This is a genomic window from Gemmatimonadaceae bacterium, from assembly GCA_019637355.1.
Lineage (GTDB): Bacteria > Gemmatimonadota > Gemmatimonadetes > Gemmatimonadales > Gemmatimonadaceae > Pseudogemmatithrix.
This window is the reverse complement of sequence record JAHBVT010000001.1, coordinates 2,488,310-2,511,224: the sequence shown is the minus strand read 5'-3', so window position 1 is coordinate 2,511,224 and position 22,915 is coordinate 2,488,310. Positions and strand designations below refer to the sequence as shown.

General features: G+C 69.5%; 16 protein-coding genes. 15 read left to right on the top strand and 1 reads right to left on the bottom strand.

The genetic code is table 11. The features are described from left to right. The first annotated feature begins 98 nt into the window (after positions 1-98). The 15 genes from KF689_11500 (at position 99) to KF689_11430 (ending at position 22,488) form a co-directional block, all read left to right on the top strand. Positions 99-1,136 carry a FecR domain-containing protein gene (locus tag KF689_11500; protein MBX3133993.1) on the top strand — a complete coding sequence of 346 codons (1,038 nt, stop codon included), beginning with the start codon at positions 99-101 and terminating at the stop codon, positions 1,134-1,136. Positions 1,137-1,222: 86 nt separating this feature from the next. Further along, positions 1,223-4,645 carry a TonB-dependent receptor gene (locus tag KF689_11495; protein MBX3133992.1) on the top strand — a complete coding sequence of 1,141 codons (3,423 nt, stop codon included), beginning with the start codon at positions 1,223-1,225 and terminating at the stop codon, positions 4,643-4,645. Position 4,646: 1 nt separating this feature from the next. Next, on the top strand, positions 4,647-6,014 hold the full coding sequence (locus tag KF689_11490; GenBank protein ID MBX3133991.1) for a hypothetical protein: 1,368 nt from the start codon (positions 4,647-4,649) through the stop codon (positions 6,012-6,014). A gap of 1 nt (position 6,015) precedes the next feature. After that, positions 6,016-7,020, top strand: coding sequence for a hypothetical protein (locus tag KF689_11485; GenBank protein ID MBX3133990.1), 1,005 nt, complete (start codon positions 6,016-6,018; stop codon positions 7,018-7,020). A 103-nt stretch (positions 7,021-7,123) separates the two neighbouring features. Beyond that, positions 7,124-8,746 (top strand): TldD/PmbA family protein, encoded by a 1,623-nt coding sequence (locus KF689_11480; protein ID MBX3133989.1) that lies wholly within the window; start codon positions 7,124-7,126, stop codon positions 8,744-8,746. Next, positions 8,743-10,122 carry a hypothetical protein gene (locus tag KF689_11475; protein MBX3133988.1) on the top strand — a complete coding sequence of 460 codons (1,380 nt, stop codon included), beginning with the start codon at positions 8,743-8,745 and terminating at the stop codon, positions 10,120-10,122. The genes KF689_11480 and KF689_11475 overlap by 4 nt, the downstream gene beginning before the upstream one ends. Beyond that, on the top strand, positions 10,112-11,476 hold the full coding sequence (locus KF689_11470) for a hypothetical protein (GenBank protein ID MBX3133987.1): 1,365 nt from the start codon (positions 10,112-10,114) through the stop codon (positions 11,474-11,476). The genes KF689_11475 and KF689_11470 overlap by 11 nt, the downstream gene beginning before the upstream one ends. A 38-nt stretch (positions 11,477-11,514) precedes the next feature. Continuing rightward, positions 11,515-14,376 (top strand): insulinase family protein, encoded by a 2,862-nt coding sequence (locus KF689_11465; GenBank protein MBX3133986.1) that lies wholly within the window; start codon positions 11,515-11,517, stop codon positions 14,374-14,376. After that, entirely contained in the window at positions 14,373-15,374 is a 1,002-nt protein-coding gene (locus KF689_11460) for a MoxR family ATPase (protein ID MBX3133985.1), read from the top strand. The genes KF689_11465 and KF689_11460 overlap by 4 nt, the downstream gene beginning before the upstream one ends. Continuing rightward, entirely contained in the window at positions 15,371-16,348 is a 978-nt protein-coding gene (locus KF689_11455; GenBank protein MBX3133984.1) for a DUF58 domain-containing protein, read from the top strand. Before KF689_11460 ends, KF689_11455 begins: the two co-directional genes overlap by 4 nt. After that, positions 16,345-17,586 (top strand): hypothetical protein, encoded by a 1,242-nt coding sequence (locus KF689_11450; GenBank protein MBX3133983.1) that lies wholly within the window; start codon positions 16,345-16,347, stop codon positions 17,584-17,586. The genes KF689_11455 and KF689_11450 overlap by 4 nt, the downstream gene beginning before the upstream one ends. Further along, the gene (locus KF689_11445) at positions 17,583-19,553 is read left to right on the top strand and encodes a hypothetical protein (protein ID MBX3133982.1); all 1,971 of its coding nucleotides are present in this window, start codon (positions 17,583-17,585) and stop codon (positions 19,551-19,553) included. The genes KF689_11450 and KF689_11445 overlap by 4 nt, the downstream gene beginning before the upstream one ends. Next, on the top strand, positions 19,544-20,170 hold the full coding sequence (locus tag KF689_11440; GenBank protein ID MBX3133981.1) for a DUF4159 domain-containing protein: 627 nt from the start codon (positions 19,544-19,546) through the stop codon (positions 20,168-20,170). The genes KF689_11445 and KF689_11440 overlap by 10 nt, the downstream gene beginning before the upstream one ends. After that, positions 20,154-21,476, top strand: a complete 1,323-nt coding sequence (locus KF689_11435) for a hypothetical protein (protein MBX3133980.1) — start codon at positions 20,154-20,156, stop codon at positions 21,474-21,476. The genes KF689_11440 and KF689_11435 overlap by 17 nt, the downstream gene beginning before the upstream one ends. Before the next feature lie 181 nt (positions 21,477-21,657). Next, entirely contained in the window at positions 21,658-22,488 is an 831-nt protein-coding gene (locus KF689_11430) for a DDE-type integrase/transposase/recombinase (protein MBX3133979.1), read from the top strand. A 28-nt stretch (positions 22,489-22,516) separates the two neighbouring features. Here the strand turns inward: KF689_11430 and KF689_11425 are convergent, their stop codons facing one another. Further along, entirely contained in the window at positions 22,517-22,897 is a 381-nt protein-coding gene (locus KF689_11425; protein ID MBX3133978.1) for a hypothetical protein, read from the bottom strand. Positions 22,898-22,915: the final 18 nt, after the last annotated feature.

Below are 22,915 nucleotides of genomic sequence, written 5' to 3'. Positions count from 1 at the left end.
CCGTCGCAGGACCCGCGTAGGGGATGTGCCGTGGTGCGCCGTCACACAGGTACACCCCACCTGGGCAAACCGTGATTTCCGACCAAGACTGGCAACTGTTGACACGATACCTCGGGGGCGAGTTGACGCCCGACGAGGCTGAGGCCTTCAAGCGTTCGCTCGCGGCGTCTCCGGAGCGGGCACGCTGGGCCGAGACCATGATCAGGGCGTGGCGGGCGTCCGGCGCTCCGGCGACCGAGTCGGAGGCAAGGGCGAGCGGCGACGACCGATGGCAGGTCGTCGCCGCGCGAGCTGGCCTGCCCGTGCCGCGCGACGGCTCTGCCCACCGCGTCCGGCGCCTCGCTTGGCGCAACCGCGCGGAGGCAGGCAAGGGTCGGCCGACGGCCTGGCGCTGGGTGGGACTTGCCGCTGCGGCGGCGGTCGCTGTGATGGTGGATGGTCCGTGGCGCGAAGCCGGCGAACCTTCGTCCGGCGCACCGACAGATGTCGCCGCTCAGGTGACCTATACGGCGCCGCGCGGCAAGCGCGCGCACATCACGCTCGCGGACGGCTCGCGCGTGACACTGGCACCGGGCAGTGTCCTGCAGCTCGACAGCGACTTCACCGACGGCGCTCGCACCGTTCGGCTTGACGGCGAAGCACTCTTTGACGTGCGGCACGACGAGGCGCGTCCGTTCACGGTACATACCGCAACGGGACTGGCGCGCGACCTTGGCACGCGATTCACCGTGCGGGCGTTCCCTGGCGACTCCACGACCGTGGTGGTGGTCGCGGAAGGGTTGGTGTCGCTCCGTGCCGCACTGGATGCGGTCGACAGCGTGACTTTGCGGCCGGGAGAGCTCGGGCGCGTCAACGCGACGGGTGCGCTCGGGCGGCAGCCGGTGGTGGTCTCGGACTATCTCGCGTTCGCGGAGGGGCGCCTCCTGCTGCGTGACGTCCCGTTGCGCGAGGCCATTGAGACGATTGCGCGCTGGTATGACATCGAGCTGCAGTTGGCGGACCCGCGCCTGGGCGCCCTGCGGCTGACCGGCGAGTTCACGTCGGAGCCGCTGTCTGACGTCCTGCAGTTCCTCACCGCCCCTGTGGGGCTGACATACGAACGGGACGGACGTCACGTCACGCTCCTGCAACGCTAGGTCACTCGCGGCCCTTCCACCCCGCGCGGAAGCGCTTCGTCCTTCGTCACCACCGCAGTCCAGTCCCCCCTGTCCAGGATTCGCCCATGCTCGTTCGGTCGGCCGTGACATTGCTCGCAGTCCTTCTCGTCGCCGCCACTGCGGCGGCGCCGCTGAGGGCGCAGGTCGCCGCAGTCAACAGTGCGGATGGTGGCGGACCGCGCTTCCTCATGGAGAGCACGGGCGTGCGCACTGAAGTTGCCGCGACGGCGGTTGCGGCGTTGCGGCAGCGCCTTTCGCTGTCGCTCGGCGAGGTGCCGCTGCGCGAGGCATTGGAGGCTGTCGGCCGCGCCGCCGGCGTGAGGTTCTTCTACAGCGCTGAGGCGCTTCCGGCAGGCCGGCGCGTCGACTTGCGCGTGTACGACGAGCCGCTCGGCGATCTTCTCACGCAGTTGCTGCACGACACGCAGTTGGACGTGCTTGTCGGGACGCGCAACCAGTTGGCGCTGGTCGCACGCGACCAGACGCAGCGCATCGGCTGGCTCGGCGGACGCGTCAAGGACGAGGAGACGCAGTTGCCTGTGCGCGACGCCCACGTGCTCGTGGTCGGGACCTCGTTGACGGCCGTGACCGACGACAGCGGGCAGTTCGTGATCGTCAATGTGCCGAGCGGGGAACAGGAAGTGCGCGTCCGGCGCCTCGGCTATGCCCTGCACTCTCAGCGGGTCACGGTCCCCGATCAGCGCCTGGGCGTCGTTCTCGACATCGCTATGCGCCAGATGGTGCGTCGGCTCGACGGTATGGTGACCACCGCGACCGGCGAACGGCGCCAGTACGAGTTGGGGAACTCAGTGGCCACGATTCGCGCCGACTCCGTGGTGCGGTCTATGCCGGTCTTCGGTGTCAGCGACCTCTTGGATGGCCGCGCGGCGGGCGTGCAGGTCATTCGCTCAGGCGGCGCGGTCGGCGCGCCGTCGCGCATCCGCATCCGGGGCCTGAACAGCGCGACGCTGAACAACGATCCGATCGTGATCGTCGACGGCGTGCGGATGAATGCGGCGACGACGTCGGGCCTCGGCGCACAGAACCAGGCGCGCACGATGAGTGCGGCGCCGGGCGCCGCGCCGGGCGAGCAGGTGCCGATGACGCCGAGTTATCTCCCCGTACCGTCCCCGCTGGACTACCTCGACCCGCAGACCATTGAGTCGGTCCAAGTCCTCCGCGGGCCGTCGGCGGCGAGCCTGTACGGCACTGATGCCGCGAACGGCGTGATCGTCATCCGGACGAAGCGGGGCGCGCCGGGCGCTATGCGCATCACCTCGCTGACGGACTACGGCATTTCGACGGTCCCGCGGCAGTTTCCCGTGTACAGCTACGGGTGGGGCCACAATGACCTCGGTCCAGCCTCCGTGGGCTGCGCGCTCCGGGATTTCGCGAACGGCATCTGCATGCAGGACAGCGTGACGCAGTTCAGCCCGGGCAACGATCCGCTGACGTCGACGAGCCAGACCGGCTACTCGACACGGACCACGCTCTCGGCGAGCGGCGGTCGCGAGACGGCGCGTTACTACGTGATGGGCGGGTGGAACGACCAGACCGGCACCACGCGGCTCAGCACCGTGGAACGGCGGCGGTTGCTGCAGCTCAAGGGAGAGATCCCGTCGTGGCAGGAGCGGCCGAACGTGATGGGAGGCTGGACGGCGATGGGGCGTCTGACGCTCGTGCCGATGCCCACGATGGCCCTCGGCCTGTCGGCGAACCTGGTGGGCAACTCCCAGCGCGACGCCGGCAGCGGCCTTCAGGCTGGAGACGGCACTCGCCCGCTTGACACACTGACCTTCAGGCCTGGCGACGCGTTCGCCGAGCGAACCACGACCAGTCGCCAACGGTCGTTGCTCACGGCCAACCTGAGCTGGCAGGCGCTGGGCTGGCTCAGCCTGCGGGCGAACGTCGGTATGGACCTCGAGCAACGCGAGGATGCACGGCATCGGTTGCCGAACGAGTGTTCGACATATGGCTGTCCGACACAGGGCTTCTTCTCCACCTACCGCGGCAACACGAACGTGCGGACCGGCGACGTGTCGGCGAGCGTGACGCGCCCGTGGGCGAAGTGGCTCACAGGCATCACGACAGTTGGCGGGCAGTATGTGGACAGCCGGACGGGCGGACTGCGCGCGGTGGGTGACGGGCTGGCCTTCGGGAGCGGCTCCGTGAACGGGGCCGCCGCGCAGGCGACGGAGGAAGTGCGCGAGGAGTCTGCCACGGCGGGGTGGTTCCTGGAGCAGCGGTTGAACGTGGACGAGAAGTTGTTCCTCACGGCAGCGCTGCGGCAGGACGCCGGCAGCGCCTTCGGCCGCGACGCTCAGGCGCCGTTGTACCCGAAGGTCGAGGCCTCGTGGCTGGTGTCCGACCACGAGACGTTTCCTCGCACGCTTGGCATCAGCACCGCGCGATTGCGCCTCGCGTGGGGGCATTCGGGGCAGCAGCCAAACCTGACGCACGTAGATCGGCTGTTCGCGCCGTTCGTGAGCGTGCGCGACGGTCGCGCGACCAGCGGCCTGCGGATGCGGTACGCCGGCAACTACGATCTTCGTCCGGAGCGCTCCACGCAGGTGGAAGGCGGCATCGACCTAGGCTTCCTCGGCGACCGCGTGACCCTCGACGGTACGCTCTACGTGAAGCGCACGCGTGACGCCCTGCACGCGTTCGCGGTCCCCGCCTCCGCCGGCGGCTCATACAGTGGCACGACGACCGTGCTGGATCTCCAGCGCTTCGAGAACATCGGGTTGGTGGAGAATCGCGGCGCCGAACTGAGCGTATCGGCGAAGCTGCTGGACCGGCGGTCGATCGGCTGGGAGGTGACGGTGCTGGGCGGTATGGTGCGCAATCGCGTTCTCGCCATCGGTGAGTCGATCACGTCGTACGGTCGCGAGGATGCCCGGGTCGTGGAGGGGTACCCGCTGTTTGGCATCTGGCGTCGGCCCCTACTGGGCTACAACGACCTGAACGGCGACGGCATCCTCGTGCCGGACGAACTCGTGCTCGGGGACTCCTCGGTGTATATGGGGGCACCGTTCCCGCGTAGCGAGATCTCCTACCTGAGCGCGTTGCGGCTTCTCGACGGCCGGATGACGTTCACGGTGCGTCTCGAGCAGACGAACGGTATGGCGAACAGCCGGTCGGTGTCGCCGGCGGCATTCGGGTTGAACGACCCGCGCGCGCCTCTGCCGTTGCAGGCGTTGGAGCTGGCCGGGCTCACGGCCGGGTCAATCGTCGAGTCGACGGCCTGGCTCCGGCTCAGTGAGGTCTCCCTCGCCTACACGCTGTCGCCACGGCTCGCGCAGCTGGCGCGCGCGCGGGGCGCGACGGTGGCTGTTATGGGCCGGAACCTCGCGCTCTGGACCCGCTACGGCGGTTTTGACCCGGAGGTCAACGGCGCGCTGGCGCTCGGCGGCGACGCCATCTCGGACTACACCACGGCAATCCCTCAACCGCGGGAGTTCCTCTTCCGCGTCACGCTGGAGTACTGAAATGCGATTCCGGATCTGTGCGGGGTGGGTGCCGCTGTTTGCCCTGTTCGGCGTCTCCGCGTGCTCGCCAAATGACCTTGTGGGGGCCAAGCCGCCGTACGAGGTCCTTGAGCGCGACCGTGTGGAGAGCGAGGCGGGGGCCGTTGCGATGTACGACGGCGCCATCTCGTACTTCACCCAGGCGTTCCACGCGGGCAATCGCTACTTGCCGGTGGACAACTACGTGGTCGCGAGCGGCATCTTTGCCGACGAGTTCCAGCCGTACGGGACCTTCTCGGGGCTCGACCTCGACGCGCGGCGCTACGTGCCGGCCTCACCGTACGCGGTGCAACCGGGCAAGACCGTGTACGAGAACCTCCAGTCGGCGCGGGTCGCCGCGATGTTGGCACGCCAGGCGCTCGTCCGCTACGGTCGGGAGCCGCTGACGCCGCTTCGAGCCCACGTTATGGTGCTCGAGGCATACACCGTGCTGCACCTCGCCGAGCTCTTCTGCTCCGGAGTACCGCTCACGGAGGTACCGCTCGACGACGACCCGGTCTTCTCCGCGGGCCTGACGACGGCGCAGCTCAACGAGCGAGCGCTGGTGCTGTTCGACTCCGCGCTCGCGCTTGCGGGCGACTCGTTGCGCTTCGCCCTTGCCGCCCGGGTCGGCAAGGCCCGCGCACTACTGAACCTCGGTCGCTTCGATGACATCGCGACGACGTTGGCCGCCGTCCCGACGACATTCCAGTTCGCCACCGAGCACTCGGCGACAATCCCGTCGATGATGAACGTCTTGGGCTCCGTTCCGGGCGCCGTGAGCGTCTCGAGCGGGGAAGGCGGGAACGGACAGCCCTTCTCCGGCATCGGCGATCCTCGCGTGCCGCTGGCCGCAGGGTTCGTGCCGACGCAGGCGCTCTACACCAGCGCCGCGAGCGCGACGGTCCTGGCTTCCGGCATCGAGGCGCGCCTCGCCGAGGCAGAGGCACAGTTGCGCGCCGGCGACGCGTCCTGGCTGACGACGCTGAATGCGCTCCGTACGAGTTGCACCGACGCGATGACGTGTCCGGCTCCGGCGCCGGCCGGCAGCGGCGGCACGGCGGGTCTGCCGCCGCTCGCTGACCCTGGGTCGGCGGCGGGCCGCCTTAACCTGGTCTACAGCGAGCGCGCGTTCTGGCTCTTCGCGACCGGCCATCGCCAAGGCGACCTGCGGCGGTTGCTCCGCGTCTACGGTCGGGACCAGGCGACGGTGTATCCGACCGGCCTGTACACGAGCTATTCGCCAATCCTCGTCGACGCGAACTACGGCGACCAGGTGGTGCTGCAACTGCCCACGAGCGAGACCCAGCGACATCCGACCGTGAAGGCCTGCCTCAACCTGGGAGCCTGAGATGACCCTATCGTTCCTTTCTGCCCTGCCCGGATGGGCGATTCGCGCGACGCGGGCGGTCGCGGTGGCGAGCCTGTTGGCGCTCTCGACCGCGTGCACCGACGATGCCATCGGAAGCGTCGGGCCGAGCCGTCCGGATCAGGTACTGGCACGCATTCGCGTGACGCCGCGCGCCGCCACAATGGCGGTGGGGGATGCCCTGCCGGTGACGATGATCGCCGAGGCAATCGACCGATCCGTGTTTGCCGGTGTCCCGGAACTGCGGTTCACGAGTGCGGACTCCGGCAAGGTCACCGTGGCGGCTGACGGCACGCTGCTGGCCCTGAGTGTGGCCGCGTCGCCGGTCGTCGTCGAAGTCGTCGCGACCGCAGGTGGCGTTTCGAAGTACGACTCGGTGTTGGTGACCGTGACGCCATCACGTGCCGCCGTCGGGTCCCTGTCGCTGGCCCTGCCGCCGTGGGAGAGCCCGCACCTTGGCATCGGCTCGCTCAAGTTCCTTTCGCCCACGGTGCTCGACACGGCGGGCAACCAGCTTTTCGACGTGTTCGTGCGGCTCGAGGTGCGCGATCGCGCGAGCGGCGTCTTCCTGCTCCCGACGCTGACCGCATTCGTCCCGCAACGCCGCGGGACGACCTGGATCATCGGTTCGACGACGGCCTACGGCCAGACTTTCGTCGACTCCGTGGAGTTCGAGTTCACGGATCCGACGGAGATGTCAGTCTTCCTCTACACCGACCCGATCAGCAACACGATCCTGGCGTCGCCGGAGGCGCCGTTCTACCTCGGAGCGGGCGGGATCGTGAGCATCAGCAACTACACCAGTTCCACGCTCCAGGTGCGGTGGAGCGACTCAACCGCCGCCGAGGCGGCCTCCGAGTGGGAACTGGCGGGGAACCTGGCGATCGCGCCGTACGGCGCGGAGCGGCGGCGCTTCTCGACTCCCGGCACGTATCGCTGGACGACCGTGACTATGCCAGCCCAGAGCGGCGAGTTCGTGGTGCGCTAGGATCGCCGCCGCCCACGGAGTACGCGGCGGCCTTCGCCGCCACCACCCCATCGATTACCTGGCGGGCGCCTCCGAGACGGCGGTGCCCCGGGAGAGCACTTCTATGACCACTCGACGCCTATTCGTGAAGGCGGGTACGGCCGCACTGCTGGCCACGATGCCCGGTCTCGCGTCCGCGCACCCATCAGCGCTCGTTTCGTTGCCGGAGTCGGCGCGGCCGGCGTCTCGCCGCGGCCGACGTGACGAGGATCCGCTGGCCCTCGCCGCGGTCGCCATCGAGGCGGCGCGGCGCGCCGGCGCGACCTACGCCGACGCCCGCGTGACCCGCAGCTTGGTCCGTACGTTGGAGCTCCAGCAGCGCGCACTGGCGACCACGTGGTTTGACTCGGAGACGGTGGGCATCGGCGTGCGCGTGCTTATCGACGGGTACTGGGGATTCGCTTCCCACCCGCGTTTGACGCCCGACAACGCCGCGCGGCTTGCCGCCGCCGCGGCAGGCTCCGCGCGGGCGGGCGCACGCGGGAAGCCGCGCCAAGTGGCGCTCGCCCCAATCGCGCAGCCAGCCGTCGGAGAGTGGCGACAGCCGGTGCGCATCGATCCAATCGCGATGGATCCGGGCGTCGCGCTCGATTGGGTGGCTGCGCTCCACGACTTCGCCTTTCGCGAGAATCGGGCGCTGGCGGAAATGAAGTCCAAGCTCGTCCTCGAGCGAGAGGAGCGCTACCTCGTCAGCACCGACGGGGCGCGTTGTGCCCAGACGCTGTTTCGCACCGGTGCGCAAGTCGCTCTTGTGCTTGGTCCCCACTGGCGGACACAGCAGATGGCGTCGGGTGAGCTCGACATTGGCGCACTGGCCCGTGCGGGCTGGGAACACTTGCGCGACGCACCCGCGCGGGAGCGGCTCCGCGCGATGTTCGAAGACCTCGAACGCGCGCGCTTCACGCAACCCGTCGATATCGGCCGTTACGACGTCGTGCTTGACGCGCCGGCCGTCGCGGGCATCATCGACGGTGGCATTGGCGCCGCCTGCGATCTCGCTCGCGCGATGGGGTACGATGCCAACAACGACGGGACGAGCTTCCTCGACGACCCGGACGCGATGCTGGACACATACCAGGTCGGCAGCGCACTGGTGAATCTCACGGGATCGCGACGGCAGCCACTTGGCGCCGCCACGGTCCGATGGGACGACGAAGGTGTCGAGCCGGTGGACGTCCCTGTCGTGCGTGAGGGCGTCCTGCGAAACTTCCTTACGACGCGCGAGAGCGGGTCGTGGCTGTCGCGGCGTCCGCCGGTCTCTAGCGGCTGCGCGGGCGCGCAGCACGCGCTGTACGTGACCGGACCGCAGCCCGTCAACTTCGCCCTCGCGCCGTCGCCCACGGACACGACACTCGACGAGCTCGTGCGCGGGGTCACGCGCGGCTACCTCGTGCGCGGAGGCCGCAGCGAGCACGATCACCAGTGCGCGAGTGGCTGGGGCCAAGGCACGCGCGTGTTCGAGATCCGGAACGGACGCCTTGGCAACGCCGTCACGGGGTTCGGTTACGTATACCGTACGCCCGAGCTTTGGAAGAATACCGCAGCCCTCGGTGGCGCCTCCACCGTCCGTACGGCGTCCTTCGAGTATGGCAAGAACTGGCAGCAGTTGCATCCGCGGTCGGTGGTGACGCCGGCGATCCGCGTCAACAACCTGTCGGTAGTCGATATGCGCCGGAAGGTCCAATGAGCCCACAAGGTGCGGCGCCCGACTTCCTCGATCACGTGCGTTGTCGTCAATTGGCCGAGTTCGTGTTCAACGCCGCGCAGGGCGGCGGCTTCACCTCGTTTGGCATCCGCCTGCAGTGGGAGGGGCGGGTGCGCTGGGCGCGCAACTTCGCGTATTCATCGGAAGAAGCGAGTCGCGATTCCTACTGGATCACGCGCGCGCGCGACGGTGCGGGCGCCGTGGTGTGGAGCAATCGATTCGACGAGGCGGGTCTCCGCGCGACGGTCGCGGAGGCGGAATCGCAGATGGCGCTGTCCCGCCGGAGCCCGGTAGACCCGCCGTCGGAGCCGTCGACGCTGCTACCGCACCTGCGGCCAGAACTATGGAGCCCGTCGACCTTCGCAATGACGGCGGAGGCCCGGGGAGATATTGCGCGCGCGATGATCGCCCCGGCGGAGGACGCCGGGCTGCAATGTGCGGGTGAGTTGATCACGGGCGCGCACGGCATCGTGCGCTTCGACAACCGCGGCATCGACCTCTACTACCCGACCACCGAAGCGATCTGCTCGATGACCGCACGCGACCAGAAGGGCATGGCGTCCGGGTGGGCGGGAATCGACAATCAGTTCATCGAGCGCATCGACCCGCACGCGATCAGCGCCCGCGCCGTGGACAAGTGCGTACGTTCGCGCGACCCGCGGGCCGTGGAACCGGGACGCTACACGGTGATCCTCGAGCCGCAGGCGGTGGCGGATCTCGTCCGCGTGCTCTACAGCTCGGTGGCAATGGACCGACAGTTCACCGAGTCCGGGGGGTTGCCCTTCTCTGCCGACCGTCGCGGCTTCGCCCGCTTCGGCGAACTGGTGATGGACCGTCGCCTCACGCTGCGCGTGGATCCGATGGACCCCGTCGCGCCGCACTTGCCGTATGCGGTGACGGACGATCCGTATTACGCGGCGACCTGGATCGACAAGGGGGTCCTCAAGGACCTGGCGTACCAGCGCCACTACGCCATGCAGTACCTGCATCGGAACGAGCCGTTGCTGGCCCAAGGAGGCTTCCGGCTCGAGGGCGTTGGCGAAACCTCGACCGTGGAGCAGATGATCCGCACTACCCGCCGCGGGTTCCTCGTCACGCGGTTCAGCAACATCCAGACGATCGACCAGGCATCGGTGCTCTGCACGGGCTTCACGCGCGACGGGCTGTGGCTGATCGAGAACGGCCGCATCACGCATCCCGCGCGCAACTTCCGCTTCCTGGAGTCCCCGATCTTCATGCTCAACAACGTGGAGCAGATCGGGACGCCGCAGCGAGTGCTCAGCCGGTACTTCCCCACCGTCGTGCCGGCACTGAAGGTGCGCGACTTCAATTTTGCGGGGCTCGCCGATGCTGTCTGACCTTCCACTCTCGCAGCGCTGGGGACGGCACGTCGTCCGTACCTTGGCGGCACTGCTCGCCGCGATGCAGGCCACCCTCCTGGTCGTCGCCGGACTCGCCGGCGCTGCCGTGACGGCTCCCGCCCAAGCGCGGGGCGACTCCGCGCTGGCGCTCTATCGTTATCCGAACGAGTGCGTGCAAGCGGCGCGGCGACGCGAGGCGATCGCCGAACGCACGACGCTGGTCGACTCGTTGGACTTGCGGACGCGGAATGTCGTGAGCACGACCTTACGCAGCGTGGCGGCGATGTGCGGAGGCGCGCACACGCTCGCGGTGGCGGACACCGACGCGCTGCCTGACCTCGCGCTGCTCGCTGCCTTCGCCGGCACCGCCGCCAGATCGGATTCCGCCCTCCAGATTTACCTCGAGCGCACGGCGGCGGCCCCGGAGGCGCTCGAGCGGGCAATCGCGACGCTGCTCGCGATGCGGCCGACGCCGCGGCGCCAGGACGCCTGGCGGCTTATGGCGCGTCTCGACAGTCTGGGTGATGCGGCGATCCCTGCGCGCCTGCGCGCCTATCTCGCCCTCGCGCAGGACGCCCTCACGGATTTCGACGAGGGCCGGCTCACTCGAGCGACGCGCGCTGGGCTCGCGCTGACCACCCAGTTGGGTGAAGCCGATGACCATAACCTCGCGGCGGAACAAGCCCTGCTATACCGCTTGGCGTCGCGGGCGGCGCTCTTCGGGGCCGGCGGCGTGACGGAGGCGCTCGGCGTGCTGGAGCGCGGGGCCGCCCGCGTCGGCAAGTACTCGTCGGAGGCCCACGAGACGATCGAGCGCGGCCTCGCCGGTATGCGGGTGGTGGGGCAGACCTCGACGCCGCTGCAGGGCGGCCGCTGGTTCCCAGCGGGAACGGACAGCACACGCCCGCTCCGCGGACGCCCCACGCTGCTGCTGTTCGTCGAGCACACCTGCCTCTTCTCGTGCTACGACGGCTACTACACGTTCCGCCGCCTGGCCGCGACCTACGCCGCTCGCGGGATAGACCTCGTCATCGTCACGCGCAGCCAACGGTACTTCCGGCGTCGTCCGGCGCCCATGGACTACGCCACGGAAGCGCCGTTGCTGGCGATGCAGTACCTCGAGGAACTCGCGCTGCCGGCAGCGATGGTCGTCACGGAGACGGTCTTCAAGCCGATGCCGGACGGTCGGCAGTTCCCTGAACTCAATCCGAACGAGCAGGCCTACGGCGTGCTCTCCAGCTTGGACCCGACCGCCGTGCTGATCGATGGCGATGGGTTGATTCGCCTGTCCGACTCCCTGAACCACACAACAGAAGCGCTTTGGCGCGCGATGCTCGACCTCGTGAACTGACGCACCGGTCCCTCCTTCCTCAAGCCACCACAGCCTCCATGACAGCTGGCCATCTCTTCCGCGCGGCCTTCGCGACGGCAACCACCGCTGCCCTGCTCGCCGCCGCCTCGACGGTGGCGCCGGCCCAAGTCCCGGCCACCCGCGCGGCCGTGCCCGACACAGCGCTCACGCTGGACCCTGCGGTGCGGCGCGGGACGCTCCCGAACGGACTGCAGTATCTCATTCGGCACGCGCGCAAGCCGGAGCATCGCGCGGAGCTGCGTTTGGTCGTGCGCGTCGGCTCCGTGCACGAGGACGCGGATCAGCAGGGCCTCGCCCACTTCGTGGAACACATGGCGTTCAACGGCACCCGCAACTTCCGCAGGCACGAACTCCGCGACTACCTCGAGCTCGTAGGCATGAAGTTCGGGGCGCATCTCAACGCGTATACCTCGTTCGACGAAACGGTGTATATGCTGACCATCCCCACAGACTCGGCGCCGCTGCTCGAGACGGGGGTACAGATTCTTGAGGACTGGGCGCACGGCATCACGTTCGAGGCCGACGAGGTCGAAGCTGAACGCGGCGTCGTGCTCGGGGAGTGGCGCGGGCGCCTCGGCGCCGATGACCGCACCTTCCGCGCGCACTTCCCCACGCTCATGCGGGATTCCAAGTACGCGGAGCGCCTGCCGATCGGCACGCCGGCGCACATCGAACACGCGCCGCGCGAGGCACTGCTCCGGTTCTACCGCGACTGGTATCGCGCCGACCTGATGACAGTCGTCGCGGTCGGTGACTTCGACGTGGACGCGATGGAAGCGCGCTTGCGTCGCCACTTCTCGCGCCTTGCGCGGCCGACGGCCGCGCGCCCACGACCCCGCGTCGCGGTGCCGCTGACGCACGGCACCTTGGTCAGCACCACCGCTGACGAGGAGGCAACGGCGAGCATTGTCAGCGTGGCCGTGAAGGTCGCGAACGCCGAGGGCGTGGCCACGAGCGGCGGATATCGGGCGCGCATCATCGCCGCGATGTTCGAGAATATGCTGAACAGCCGCCTCGCTGAGGTCGCAGACAAGCCCGGTGCACCGTACCTCGGCGCCGGCTACTCGCTCTCGCCGCTCGTCGAGCCGGTCGAGCTGGCGACCCTCTCGGCACGGGTCCGTGACAATGACTTCGTCGCGGCGCTGCGGGCGATGGTGCGCGAGATGGCCCGGGTCGCGCAGCACGGCTTCACTCCCGGAGAGCTCGCCCGCGAAAAGGCGAGCCAGATGCGCCGCGGTGAACAGCTCTACCTCGAGCGCGACAACATCCTCGCCGGCACCACGGCGCACAAGCTGACGCGTATGGCGCTGACGGGCGCGCCGCTGCTCGACACAGAAGCTTCGGTGGTGACGGCCCGTCGGCTGATGTCCAGCATCACGGCCGAGGACCTGCAACGCGAGGCCGCGCGGTGGCTGGAGGCGCGCCCGCGGGTCGTGATGACGACAGCCACGCAGCGCGGGACCGGGCGCAGCGGACCCACGGAAGCCCAACTGCTCGCCGCCTTTGCCGAGGCGCGTGCCGCCACGGTCGCCGCGTACGTGGAGCCCGACCTCAACGCCCCGCTGCTGTCCACGGCGCCGGCCCCGGGCACGATCGTCGAGACGACGGTGCACGCGTCCGTCGGCGTGACGGAGTGGCTGCTGTCCAACGGCGCGCGGGTATTCTTGAAGCCGACCGACTATCGCGCCGACGAGGTGTTGATCAGTGCGTCGAGCCCGGGGGGCATCCAGATGGCCAGCGACAGCGATTTCGCCACCGCCGCGCTCGTCAACGAACTGCAAGGCGCGTCGGGATTCGGCAGCTACAACGCCCGGCAACTCGGTCGGCGCATCGCCGGCAAGATCATCGATGTGCGCCAGACGGTACAGCAGCTCAATGAGGAATGGCTGGGCCGCTCGTCGCGGCGCGACCTGCCAACGACGCTGGAACTGCTGTATCTGATGTTCACGCAGGCGCGCGAGGACAGCTCGGCGATGGTTGCGTCGGCCGAGAAGCTGCGCAGCGCGATGATCGAGCACGCCGCCGGCCCCGTCCTCGCGTTCCAGGACACGATTCGGGCCGTGATGGCCCAGTACCACCACCGGGCGCCGACGCCGTCGCCGGCCCTGCTTGACCGCGTGCGCTTCGCGCGTGTGCCCACCTTCTTCCGCGAGCGCTTCAGCAACGGCGGCGATTTCACGTTCACGTTCGTCGGCGCATTCGCCGTGGAGGACATCAAGCCGCTCGTGCTCCAGTACATCGGTGGCCTGCCCTCGACGGGCACGCGCGAGACCACGCCGGACGTCCGGATCCCGCCTCCGCCCGGCACTGTGCGTCGCACTATGCAACTCGGCCGGGAGCCGCAGACCTACACCGCAATCGCATTCCACGGAGCGATCGGCGGCGGATCCGAGGAGTGGTTTGACGTCACGGCCCTGACAGAGGTACTCAAGCTGCGACTGACCCAGCGGATCCGCGAGGACCTCGCCGGGTCCTACGGCGTGCAGGTCCAGACGAACGTGTCGTACCTGCCGGGCGGCAACAGCTACGGCACGACGATCGTGTTCATCGCCGACCCGGCGCGGCGCGAAGAGCTCACGGCCGCGACCTTCGCCGTCATCGACTCGTTGCGCACGGTCGGTCCGACTGAGCAGGAGGTCGCCAAGGTGCGGTCGCAGTTCCTGCGCCAGAACGAGACGGCGCGGCTGACGAACGAGATGTGGACGCAACTGGGGCAGCTCCGCGATCGCGGCTGGTCGTTCGACCTGCTCCTCGACGACTCGCGGCCGCAGGGGATGACGGTGGAGAGCGTCCGGCAGTCGGCGCGCCGCTTCCTCGATACCACGCAGTACGCACACTTCGTCCTCGAGCCTTCGCCCGGCAGCGGGAGCCAGCCATGAGCACCGTCTGGCTGGCCGACCTGCTCGCGCGCGTGGCCGCCCTTCGCCGCGAGGTCGCCAAGCGGATCGTCGGGCAGGAGGAGGCAGTCGAGGAGGTGTTGCTCGCGATCCTTGCGGGAGGGCACGCTCTGCTCGTCGGCGTGCCCGGCCTCGCCAAGACGTTGATGGTGCGGTCGGTCGCCGACGGTATGCGCCTGGCGTTCCGTCGCATCCAGTTCACGCCCGACCTCGTGCCTAGCGACATCACTGGCACAGAGGTCATGGAGGAAGACAGCGCCACGCGGCATCGGGCGTTCCGGTTCGTCCCGGGGCCCGTGTTCGCCAACATCGTGCTTGCCGACGAGATTAACCGTGCGCCGCCGCGAACCCAGGCGGCACTCCTCGAGGCTATGCAGGAACGCTCCGTCACCGCCGCCGGCGAGACGCGGGCGCTCCCGGCGCCGTTCTTCGTCCTCGCCACCCAGAACCCGATCGAGCAAGAGGGGACGTACCCGCTGCCCGAGGCGCAGCTCGACCGCTTCTTGTTCCAGGTGCGCGTGCATTATCCGGGGCGTCAGGACGAGATCGGCATCCTGCGCGCGACGACCAGCGCGATTGCGGACGCTATGAATCCGGTGATGGACGGTCCGACCACCCTCGCCCTGCAGGGTTTTGTGCGCGACCTGCCCGCCGCGGATGCGATTCTGGGCTATGCGGCGGACCTGGTGCGCGCCACGCGCCCGGACGGAGACGACGCCCCGCCGATCGTGCGCGAGTTCGTGCGCTGGGGCGCCGGCCCTCGCGCTGGCCAAGCGCTCGTCCTCGGCGCCAAGGCCTTCGCCCTGCTACGCGGCGGCCTCGCCGTGATGCCATCGGACATCCGACGCGTCGTGCACCCGGTGCTGCGCCACCGCATCCTCACGAACTTCGCGGCCGAGGCCGAAGGCGTGACGGTGGACCGCGTCATCGATGCTGTGCTGGAGGCCGTGCCGCCGCCGCATAGTGGGATCGGCGCGTGAGCGGATCCGACACATCCCAACGCAGCGGCAGCGCGACGATCCTTGCGGAAGACGCCAAAGTGCTCGACGCCACGCGAACCCTGCGTTGGCCCGCTCGCCGGATCGTCGCTGCCGGCTTCCCGGGCGCGCATCGCTCGCGGGCGCTCGGGTCGGCGTCCGAAGTCGTCGAGCTGCGTGCGTACCGACAGGGCGACGAACTGCGACGACTCGACTGGAAGGTTCTCGCCCGCACCGATCGACCGTTCATCCGCCTGGCGCCCGAGCACGCCGTGGCGGCCACGAGCATCATCGTGGATGCCACGGGCTCGCAGGCCTTTCCCGCCCCGCTGCTCGACAAGTGGCGCACGACGCGCCAATTGACGCTGGCACTCATGGCCGCCGCCCAGCGGGCCGGCGATCCCGTCGGGGTGACCATCGTTCCCGGGAGTCCGGAACGTCCTCGCCTCCTGGCCCCGCGGACGCGGCGCGGCCTCGTGGATGACGCGGCCCGCTTGTTCGCGAGCGTGACACCGACCGGCGACGCGCCCCTCGCCCCCGCGATGCGAACCGCGAGCCGACGCACTTCCGTGGGCGCAACCATCATCACGCGGTTGGTTGTGGTCAGCGACATGCTGGGCGACCTCGACGCGATGCTTGGCGTCGCGCGTGAACTCGCCTCGGCCGGCTGCGAGCTCACTGCCGTGCACGTCGTGCATCCGCGTGAGTTGGACCCGCCGAGCCGGGCGACGCTGTGGGTCGACCCTGAGGGCGGGGGGGACGAGCGCTCAATGCCCCCGGTGGCCCGCGAGCGGTATCTCTCCGTTTTCGCAGACTGGCGCAACCGACTGGCGCGTTCGTGGCGTCGGCTCGGCGCCTACTATGTAGAGGCGGTGACTGCCGTGCCGAGCGCCGAACATGTCCGGCGGGTGGTCGGGGGGACGTCGGCTTCCGCTGCGCCTCGGGGCACGGCGGTCACCAACCGTAGCCGACCATGACCGTCGCGTTTCCGGCGGTGCTCGCGGCCGCCGGCGCCGCGGCGTTCGTCACGGTGCTGCTGCACCTCATCGTCACCGACAAGCCGCCCAGCGACTGGCTGCCCACGTCACGGTTCATTCCGCCGCAAGTCCAGCGTGCGGCGGCCATCCGTGTGCGTCCAGCCGATCTCTGGCTGCTGTTGTTGCGGATCCTCGCGCTACTCGCGGCCGGCGTCGGACTCTCACGGGTGCGTCCCGAGTGGTCACGCCAACCGATCGCGACCATCGTCGCGGTCGATATGTCGCCCACGGCTCGGCTGACACCGGGCTTCGCGGATAGCGCCACCGCGTGGGCGCAGCGGGCCGATGTGTTGTTGCTCGTCGACGACGCCGTCACGCCGGGCCGGAGCGCACAGTTAGGTTCGTTGCTCCGCGCCCCCGCGTCTGCACGCCCGGTCGTGCAGGCGCGGCTCGGCGCCGTGCTCGTCGCGATGCGACGCGAGGCCTCACGCCTCCGCGCGCGCGCCGACTCGATCGAGCTGGTCCTCGTCTCCCCGCTCTTCGTCGAGGACTTCGATGCCGGCACCGCGGCGCTGCGAGCGGGTTGGCCTGGTCGCATCCGTCTCGTCCGCACAGCCGTGTCGGCCGGGACGGCGCCCGGACCGATGGCCGAGTTGCGCTGGCTCGATTCCCTCGCCGCCCAAGATCCGTGGCGCGAGGGTTGGGTGACCGTCGAGCCACCGGATACGGTGGGAGCGCTCATCGACAGGCAGCGGGCTGCCGTCGCTCCGTTCGAGCGGCGCTGGCAGTACCGCGGCGCGGAGGGGCGGAGCATCGTGTCCTGGCTGGATGGCGAGCCCGCGGCGGTGCAGTTCGACTCGGACAGCGGTTGCGTGCGCGTGCTGGGCTTCGCCGCCTCGGCTCGCGGAGACATCGCCGATCGCCCCGCGATGACCGACCTGCGCAATCGACTCTCCGGTCCTTGCCGGGGGCTCCCCTGGACGCTGGTGCGCGACAGCATCGCCGAGCGCTTCGGCTCCGGCGACGGAGTGCAGGCCGCCGGCGCCGTCGCGTCCGCTTTGATTCCCGGCGCGCAGCCGCGCGCCTCGCAGTGGGATGCGTTCCTCGTGCTGCTCGCCCTGGCGCTGCTGTTCGCCGAGCGTCGGTGGCGCCGCTACGACCCCGAGCCGACACCCGGCGGACTCCCGCGCGGCCTGCGGGACGGCGCCCGGCCACCCGAGGGCGGAGTGTCGCCATGATTCCCGCGACGGCGGCCGCGATGCTCGTCCGCAGGGCGCGAGCGCATCTGGTAGGCCTTGCGGCGCTCGCCGCGACGGCCTGGGCGGTCGCCGCTGGCGCCGCAGTGCGCGCGCTGTGCGAACTCGCGCTGCGGGGACTCTTGCAGGCGCCCGCCATCCCCGGACTGATTCCGCTCGCCCGATGCCTGCACTGGCTGCGGGAGACGCCTGGGGTGGTGCTGGTCGGCGCGCTGACGCTTCTCGCGCTCGCGTGGCGGTGGCGGCATCACGCGGTGATCGCCCGCGTGGCGCTCTGGATTGAGGAGCGCGATGAGCGCCTGGCCTATGCCCTCGTGACAAGGCTAGATCCGCGCTACGCCGCTGATCGGCGACTCGAGTCGCTCGACGCGCGCATCGCTGCCGTGCACCTGAACCCGATGCTCCGCGCCCAGGCCGGACATCAGGTGCCGCAGGCGCTGCTGGCTATGCTCATCGCGTGCGCCGTCGCACTCGTCTCCGAGGTCGACCCGCACGCACTGCCGGGAAGCACGTCGCGATCTGCAGCCGCAGTGGCCGTGCAACCCAACCGTCTCGTCGGCCTGCGGGCCGAGCTCACGCCGCCGGCATACACCGGCTGGCGGTCGGAGCGTTTCGAGGACCCCGATGCGATCGCCGGAATTGTAGGTAGCGCCGTGGTCGTGGTCGGACGCGGTGGAACCCACGGCATCTCGGCGACCCTCGGCGGCGTACCGCTCGCGCTGCGTGAGGTCGGTGACACGTGGCGCGTACACCTGACGCTGCCGGACTCCGCAGCCCTGCTCACGCTGTACGACCGCGAATATCGGCGCGACCTCGTGCTCGACCCGCGCGCGGACCGGCCGCCGCAGGTACAGATCCGGCTGCCGGCCAAGGACACAACGCTGCGGCAGATCCCCGCGACGCTGACCCTCGACGCCGAGGCACTCGATGACGTCGGCCTCACGCGCATCGCGTTCGAGTACATCGTGTCGTCCGGTGACGGCGAGGGTAACTTCACCTCGCGAGGCGGCGTGTTGGGGCCACGGGCGCTCGACGGTGTGCTGCAGCAACGGCACCGGCTGACCGTGCCGTACCGATTGCTCGGCCTCAAGGAGGGCGAGCAGCTGTCGCTGCGGGCTGTGGCCTTGGACGGCAATACCCTTAGCGGGCCTGGCAAGGGCCTGTCGGAGACCCGCACGATTCGCATCGCGCGGCGCAGCGAGTTCGATACCATCAGCGTGCGCGCGGCGCCGCCTTCTGCGGACACCGCGATGATCTCCCTGCGGATGCTCATCATCGCGGTCGAGCGGCTCGACTCCGCGCGCCCGTCCTTGGCGCGCGAGCGCTACGTGGACTCCGCGCAGACGCTTGCCAACGTGAGTGACCGCATTCGCCGACGCATCGAGGTGATCGTCGACCAAGTGAGCGACGGCGGCCAAGTGGAGCCGGACTCGCTGTGGTTCATCGTCCTCGATGCGATGTGGGAGGGAACGCGGTCCCTGCAGATTGCCGAGACCGCGGAGGCGCTGCCGCCGTTGCGCCTCGCGTACGAAGCGCTGCGCCAGCTCCGCGACGCGAGACGACACTACCTGCGCGGCAGCTTGCCACCCGTGATCGTGAACGTCGAGCGCGTGCGAATGACCGGCAGCGACTCCTCGCGGGCGACGCCGCGCCAACCGGGGGCGCCCGCAGCCCACCTGGCTCGGCGCCAGCGGCTGCGCCTCGCACTCGCTGGCGTTGCCCTCACGCTGCGGGAAGGCTGGCGCGACGACGCTGTGGCCACGCTGTCCGAACTGCGCATCGACGCGCTGCGCGAGGACCCTGCGCTGGCTTCGGCGCTCGGGCTTGTGATCGAGCAGCTCCGGCGCGGCGAGGATGCGGCGGTGGCGCTCCGCGACGCCCGTCGGCGCGCCGGCAGCGTGCGAGCCGAGATCCCCGACCTTCGTCCGTGGAGCCTGCTATGGCCCTGAACGCTCCGTTCGTCTTCGCCACCGCGATCTACGAGTCGGGAGACTGGGAAAGCGCCCCGCTGCTGCCGTCGTCGGTGATTGACGCCGTTGCCAAGTACACCACCCTCGACGTCGCGCCGAGCGGTCGCAACGTGGCCCTGAGTTCCACTGAGCTCTTTGAGTACCCGCTCGTGTGGCTCACCGGTCACCTGCCGTTGCGCTTCACCGACCGCGAGCGCGAGCATGTACGCCGCTACGTCCAGCGCGGCGGCTTGCTTGTCATTGACGATCACGACCACAACGTCGACGGCGTGTTCCACAAGACGGCCACCGAAGAGATCCGACGCAGCTTCGGCGCGATGGTACCGGTCCCGAAGGAGCACGAACTCTACCGCTGCTTCTTCACGTTCAAGGACGGCGCGCCGAACACCTCACATGAGCTGAACGGTTGGGGCGACCAACTGGTCCACGAACACCTGCAGGCGATCATGCGACCTGGCAGTGACCGCATCGGATTGCTGTACAGCAACAAGGACTACAGCTCGGAGTGGAACTTTCACCCCGACACCAAGCGCTTCATGCAGGTCGACCCGACGCGCTTCGGCGTGAACCTGGTGGTATATGCGCTTACGCGGTGAACGGCTCCTCAGCGTCACGGCGCTCACGCTGCTCGCGACGCTCGCCGCCGCGTCGCTCTGGAGCGTGTGGCGTCCCGGCCCGACGCAGCTCAGCTCGACGTCGCTCGCGTCAGGCATCGAGCGCCTCAGTGGCCGTGCGGCACCCGCCCGCGTGCACTTGCGCCTGGACTCGCTCCCCGACGCCGTCCAGCGTGACCGCCTTGCGTCAATCGCCCGCGCGGGCACGTCACTCACGTGGGAGTCCACACGCCCATGGCCAAGGATCGCCCTCAGTATGGAGCCGGTCGCCGATCCACGGCGGCCGCTTCGGGTGTCCGTGGCGCGGTTACCGCAGGATGCCGCGGGCGTGGACGCCCCGCCGCCCGCGCTCGTCGACTCGGGCGGCACCGTCGCGGATCTCATACTCGGCCCCCGCGGCGGCAGCGTGGAACTCAGCGTCATTGCCGGCTTTGCCGAGTTGCAGGTCATCGACGGCGGCCGTCCGCGCGCCCTCGTCGAGGACTCGTTGGTGCTGCGCCCGGTGTTGGTCCTTGGCAACGCCAGCTGGGAGGGGAAGTTCGTCCTCGCGGCCCTTGAGGAGCTCGGTTGGCCGACCGACGCGCGCCTCACGCTCGCGCCGCGCGCGGCCGTCCGGCAGGCCGTGCAGTCGACGCCCCCAAGCGCGCTGCGACTCGACACGGCCCGCTACGCCGCCGTGATTGTCACGGACGCGGCGGCGGACCTCGCAGTAGAGCTCCAACGGTATGTGGCCGCTGGGGGTGGGCTGATTCTCCTCCCGGACGCTGCGCGGCAGGCCTCATTCGCGAGATTGCGCGTCGCGCAAGTCTCCGGCCCCGCAGTCCCCGCGCGTCCAATGTCCAGCGACTCCGTCGCGCCACGCCGGGCACTCGCGTTCTCGACTCTGAAGGCCGGTAGCCGCGCGGATGCGATTGAGCTCCGCGATGGTCAGGAGGCCGTTGTTGCAGGGCACGTCGGAGGTGGACGGGTCATCCAACTGGGTTATTCGGACACGTGGCGCTGGCGCATGGGGGGGCCAGTCGGAAGCGAAGTCGAACACCGGGAGTGGTGGGGGGCGCTGGTCAGCCAGGTGGCTTACGCGCCGCGAATCACACTCGCACGAGCCGGATCGGCTTGGACCCACGCGCCACTGGCCAGCTTCGAGAGGAATCTCGGTTCGGCCGCGCCACTTGCGGAGTCGCCGTACCCAGACCTCGAGTCGCCTGGTGTTCGACTAGCGTTCGTGCTCCTGTTCCTCGCAAGCGCACTTTGCGAGTGGGCGTCGCGACGCCTGCGAGGCAAACGGTAGTATCGATGAGATCCGATTGGCAACATCCTCACGATCACCAGAATGTTCGAGTAGAGCTTGGCTTACATACGCGCTCCAGCACTACTCTGCGTCTAGCTGTCGGTTCTAAAGAGGTTGTTCACTGAGGCATAACTGAGGAAGTTGGAGGTGCGAGCCACCCAACCTTCAGCCAGAAGCCTCAGTGAACATCCACAACAATGCGCGATTGACCGCTTGGGGGCGAGCCGAGCTCGTCCGCCGGGTGGTCCTCGACGGCGAGCCGGTACGCGCCGTCGCCGCCGCCCTCCACATCAGCGCGAGCACGGCGTACAAGTGGCTCCGCCGGTTCGTTGCCGGCGGCTGGGCGGCCCTAGCTTACCGCTCCTCGCGGCCGCATCGCTCGCCGACGGCCACGCGGCCCGCCCTCGTCGAGCGGGTCCTCCGCCTGCGGGCCAAGCGCCTGACGGGGCCCGAGATCGCGGAGCAGCTCGGGCTCGCGGTTTCCACGGTCGGCCGCATCCTCACGCGCGCGGGCCAGGGCCGGCTCAAGGGCCCCGGCGCGACTGGCGGGCCGCGCTACCAGCGCGAGACGCCCGGCGAGCTCGTGCACGTCGACACGAAGGCGCTCGATCGCTTCGCCGCCGCGGGACACCGCGCGCACGGCAACCGCTCGAACGTTGGGCGGCGGCGGGGACACGGGCAGGACCATCTCCACGTCGCGGTCGACGATGCGACGCGCCTCGCGTACGCGGCGCTGCTGTCGACGCAGGATGCGGCGGCGTGCACCCGCTTCCTCGCGGCGGCACGCCGCTGGTTTGCGCAGCTGGGCATCGCGGTCACCGGCGTGATGACCGACAACGCGAAGGCGTACACGAGCCACGCCGTGCAGGCCGCGCTCGCCGCGCACTGGATTCGCCACCTGTGCACTAAGCCCTATCGCCCGCAGACGAACGGCACCGCTCGCTGGGCCGCGTCCCCCCGCTGCTCCACTTCCTCATGCAGCGTGAACAACGTCCTTAGAACCGACAGCTAGCCGTACAACTGGCGTTCCGCGGGCCGCATCATCCTAGGCGCGCCAGCAACACCGGCAGGTAGCCTGTCACCACCTGTGCCACGACCACCGCAGGCCAGACTAGCTTCGGACGCCCGCGCAGCAACGACACGGCGGTGGTGCCGGCGGCGGTCAGCAGCAGTAGCGTCAGGACGACCACGACGTTCACCTGGCCCTCCGGCTCCTGCACGGAAAGCCCGAATACCATCCCCGTCATCGCGAGGCCGAAGGCCGCCACCCAGGTCACGGGGAACAGCCGCTTGCCATAGCCGACTGGGTGCTTGCCGATCGCCTGGACGATCCACGTGACGATGGCCGCGACGACGGCGGCGCAGGGAAGCAGGAAGATGATGATTCCGAGCCAGACGTCGGGGGCGGGGAGCGACGGCATTGCGTGTGGGGTTCGGGG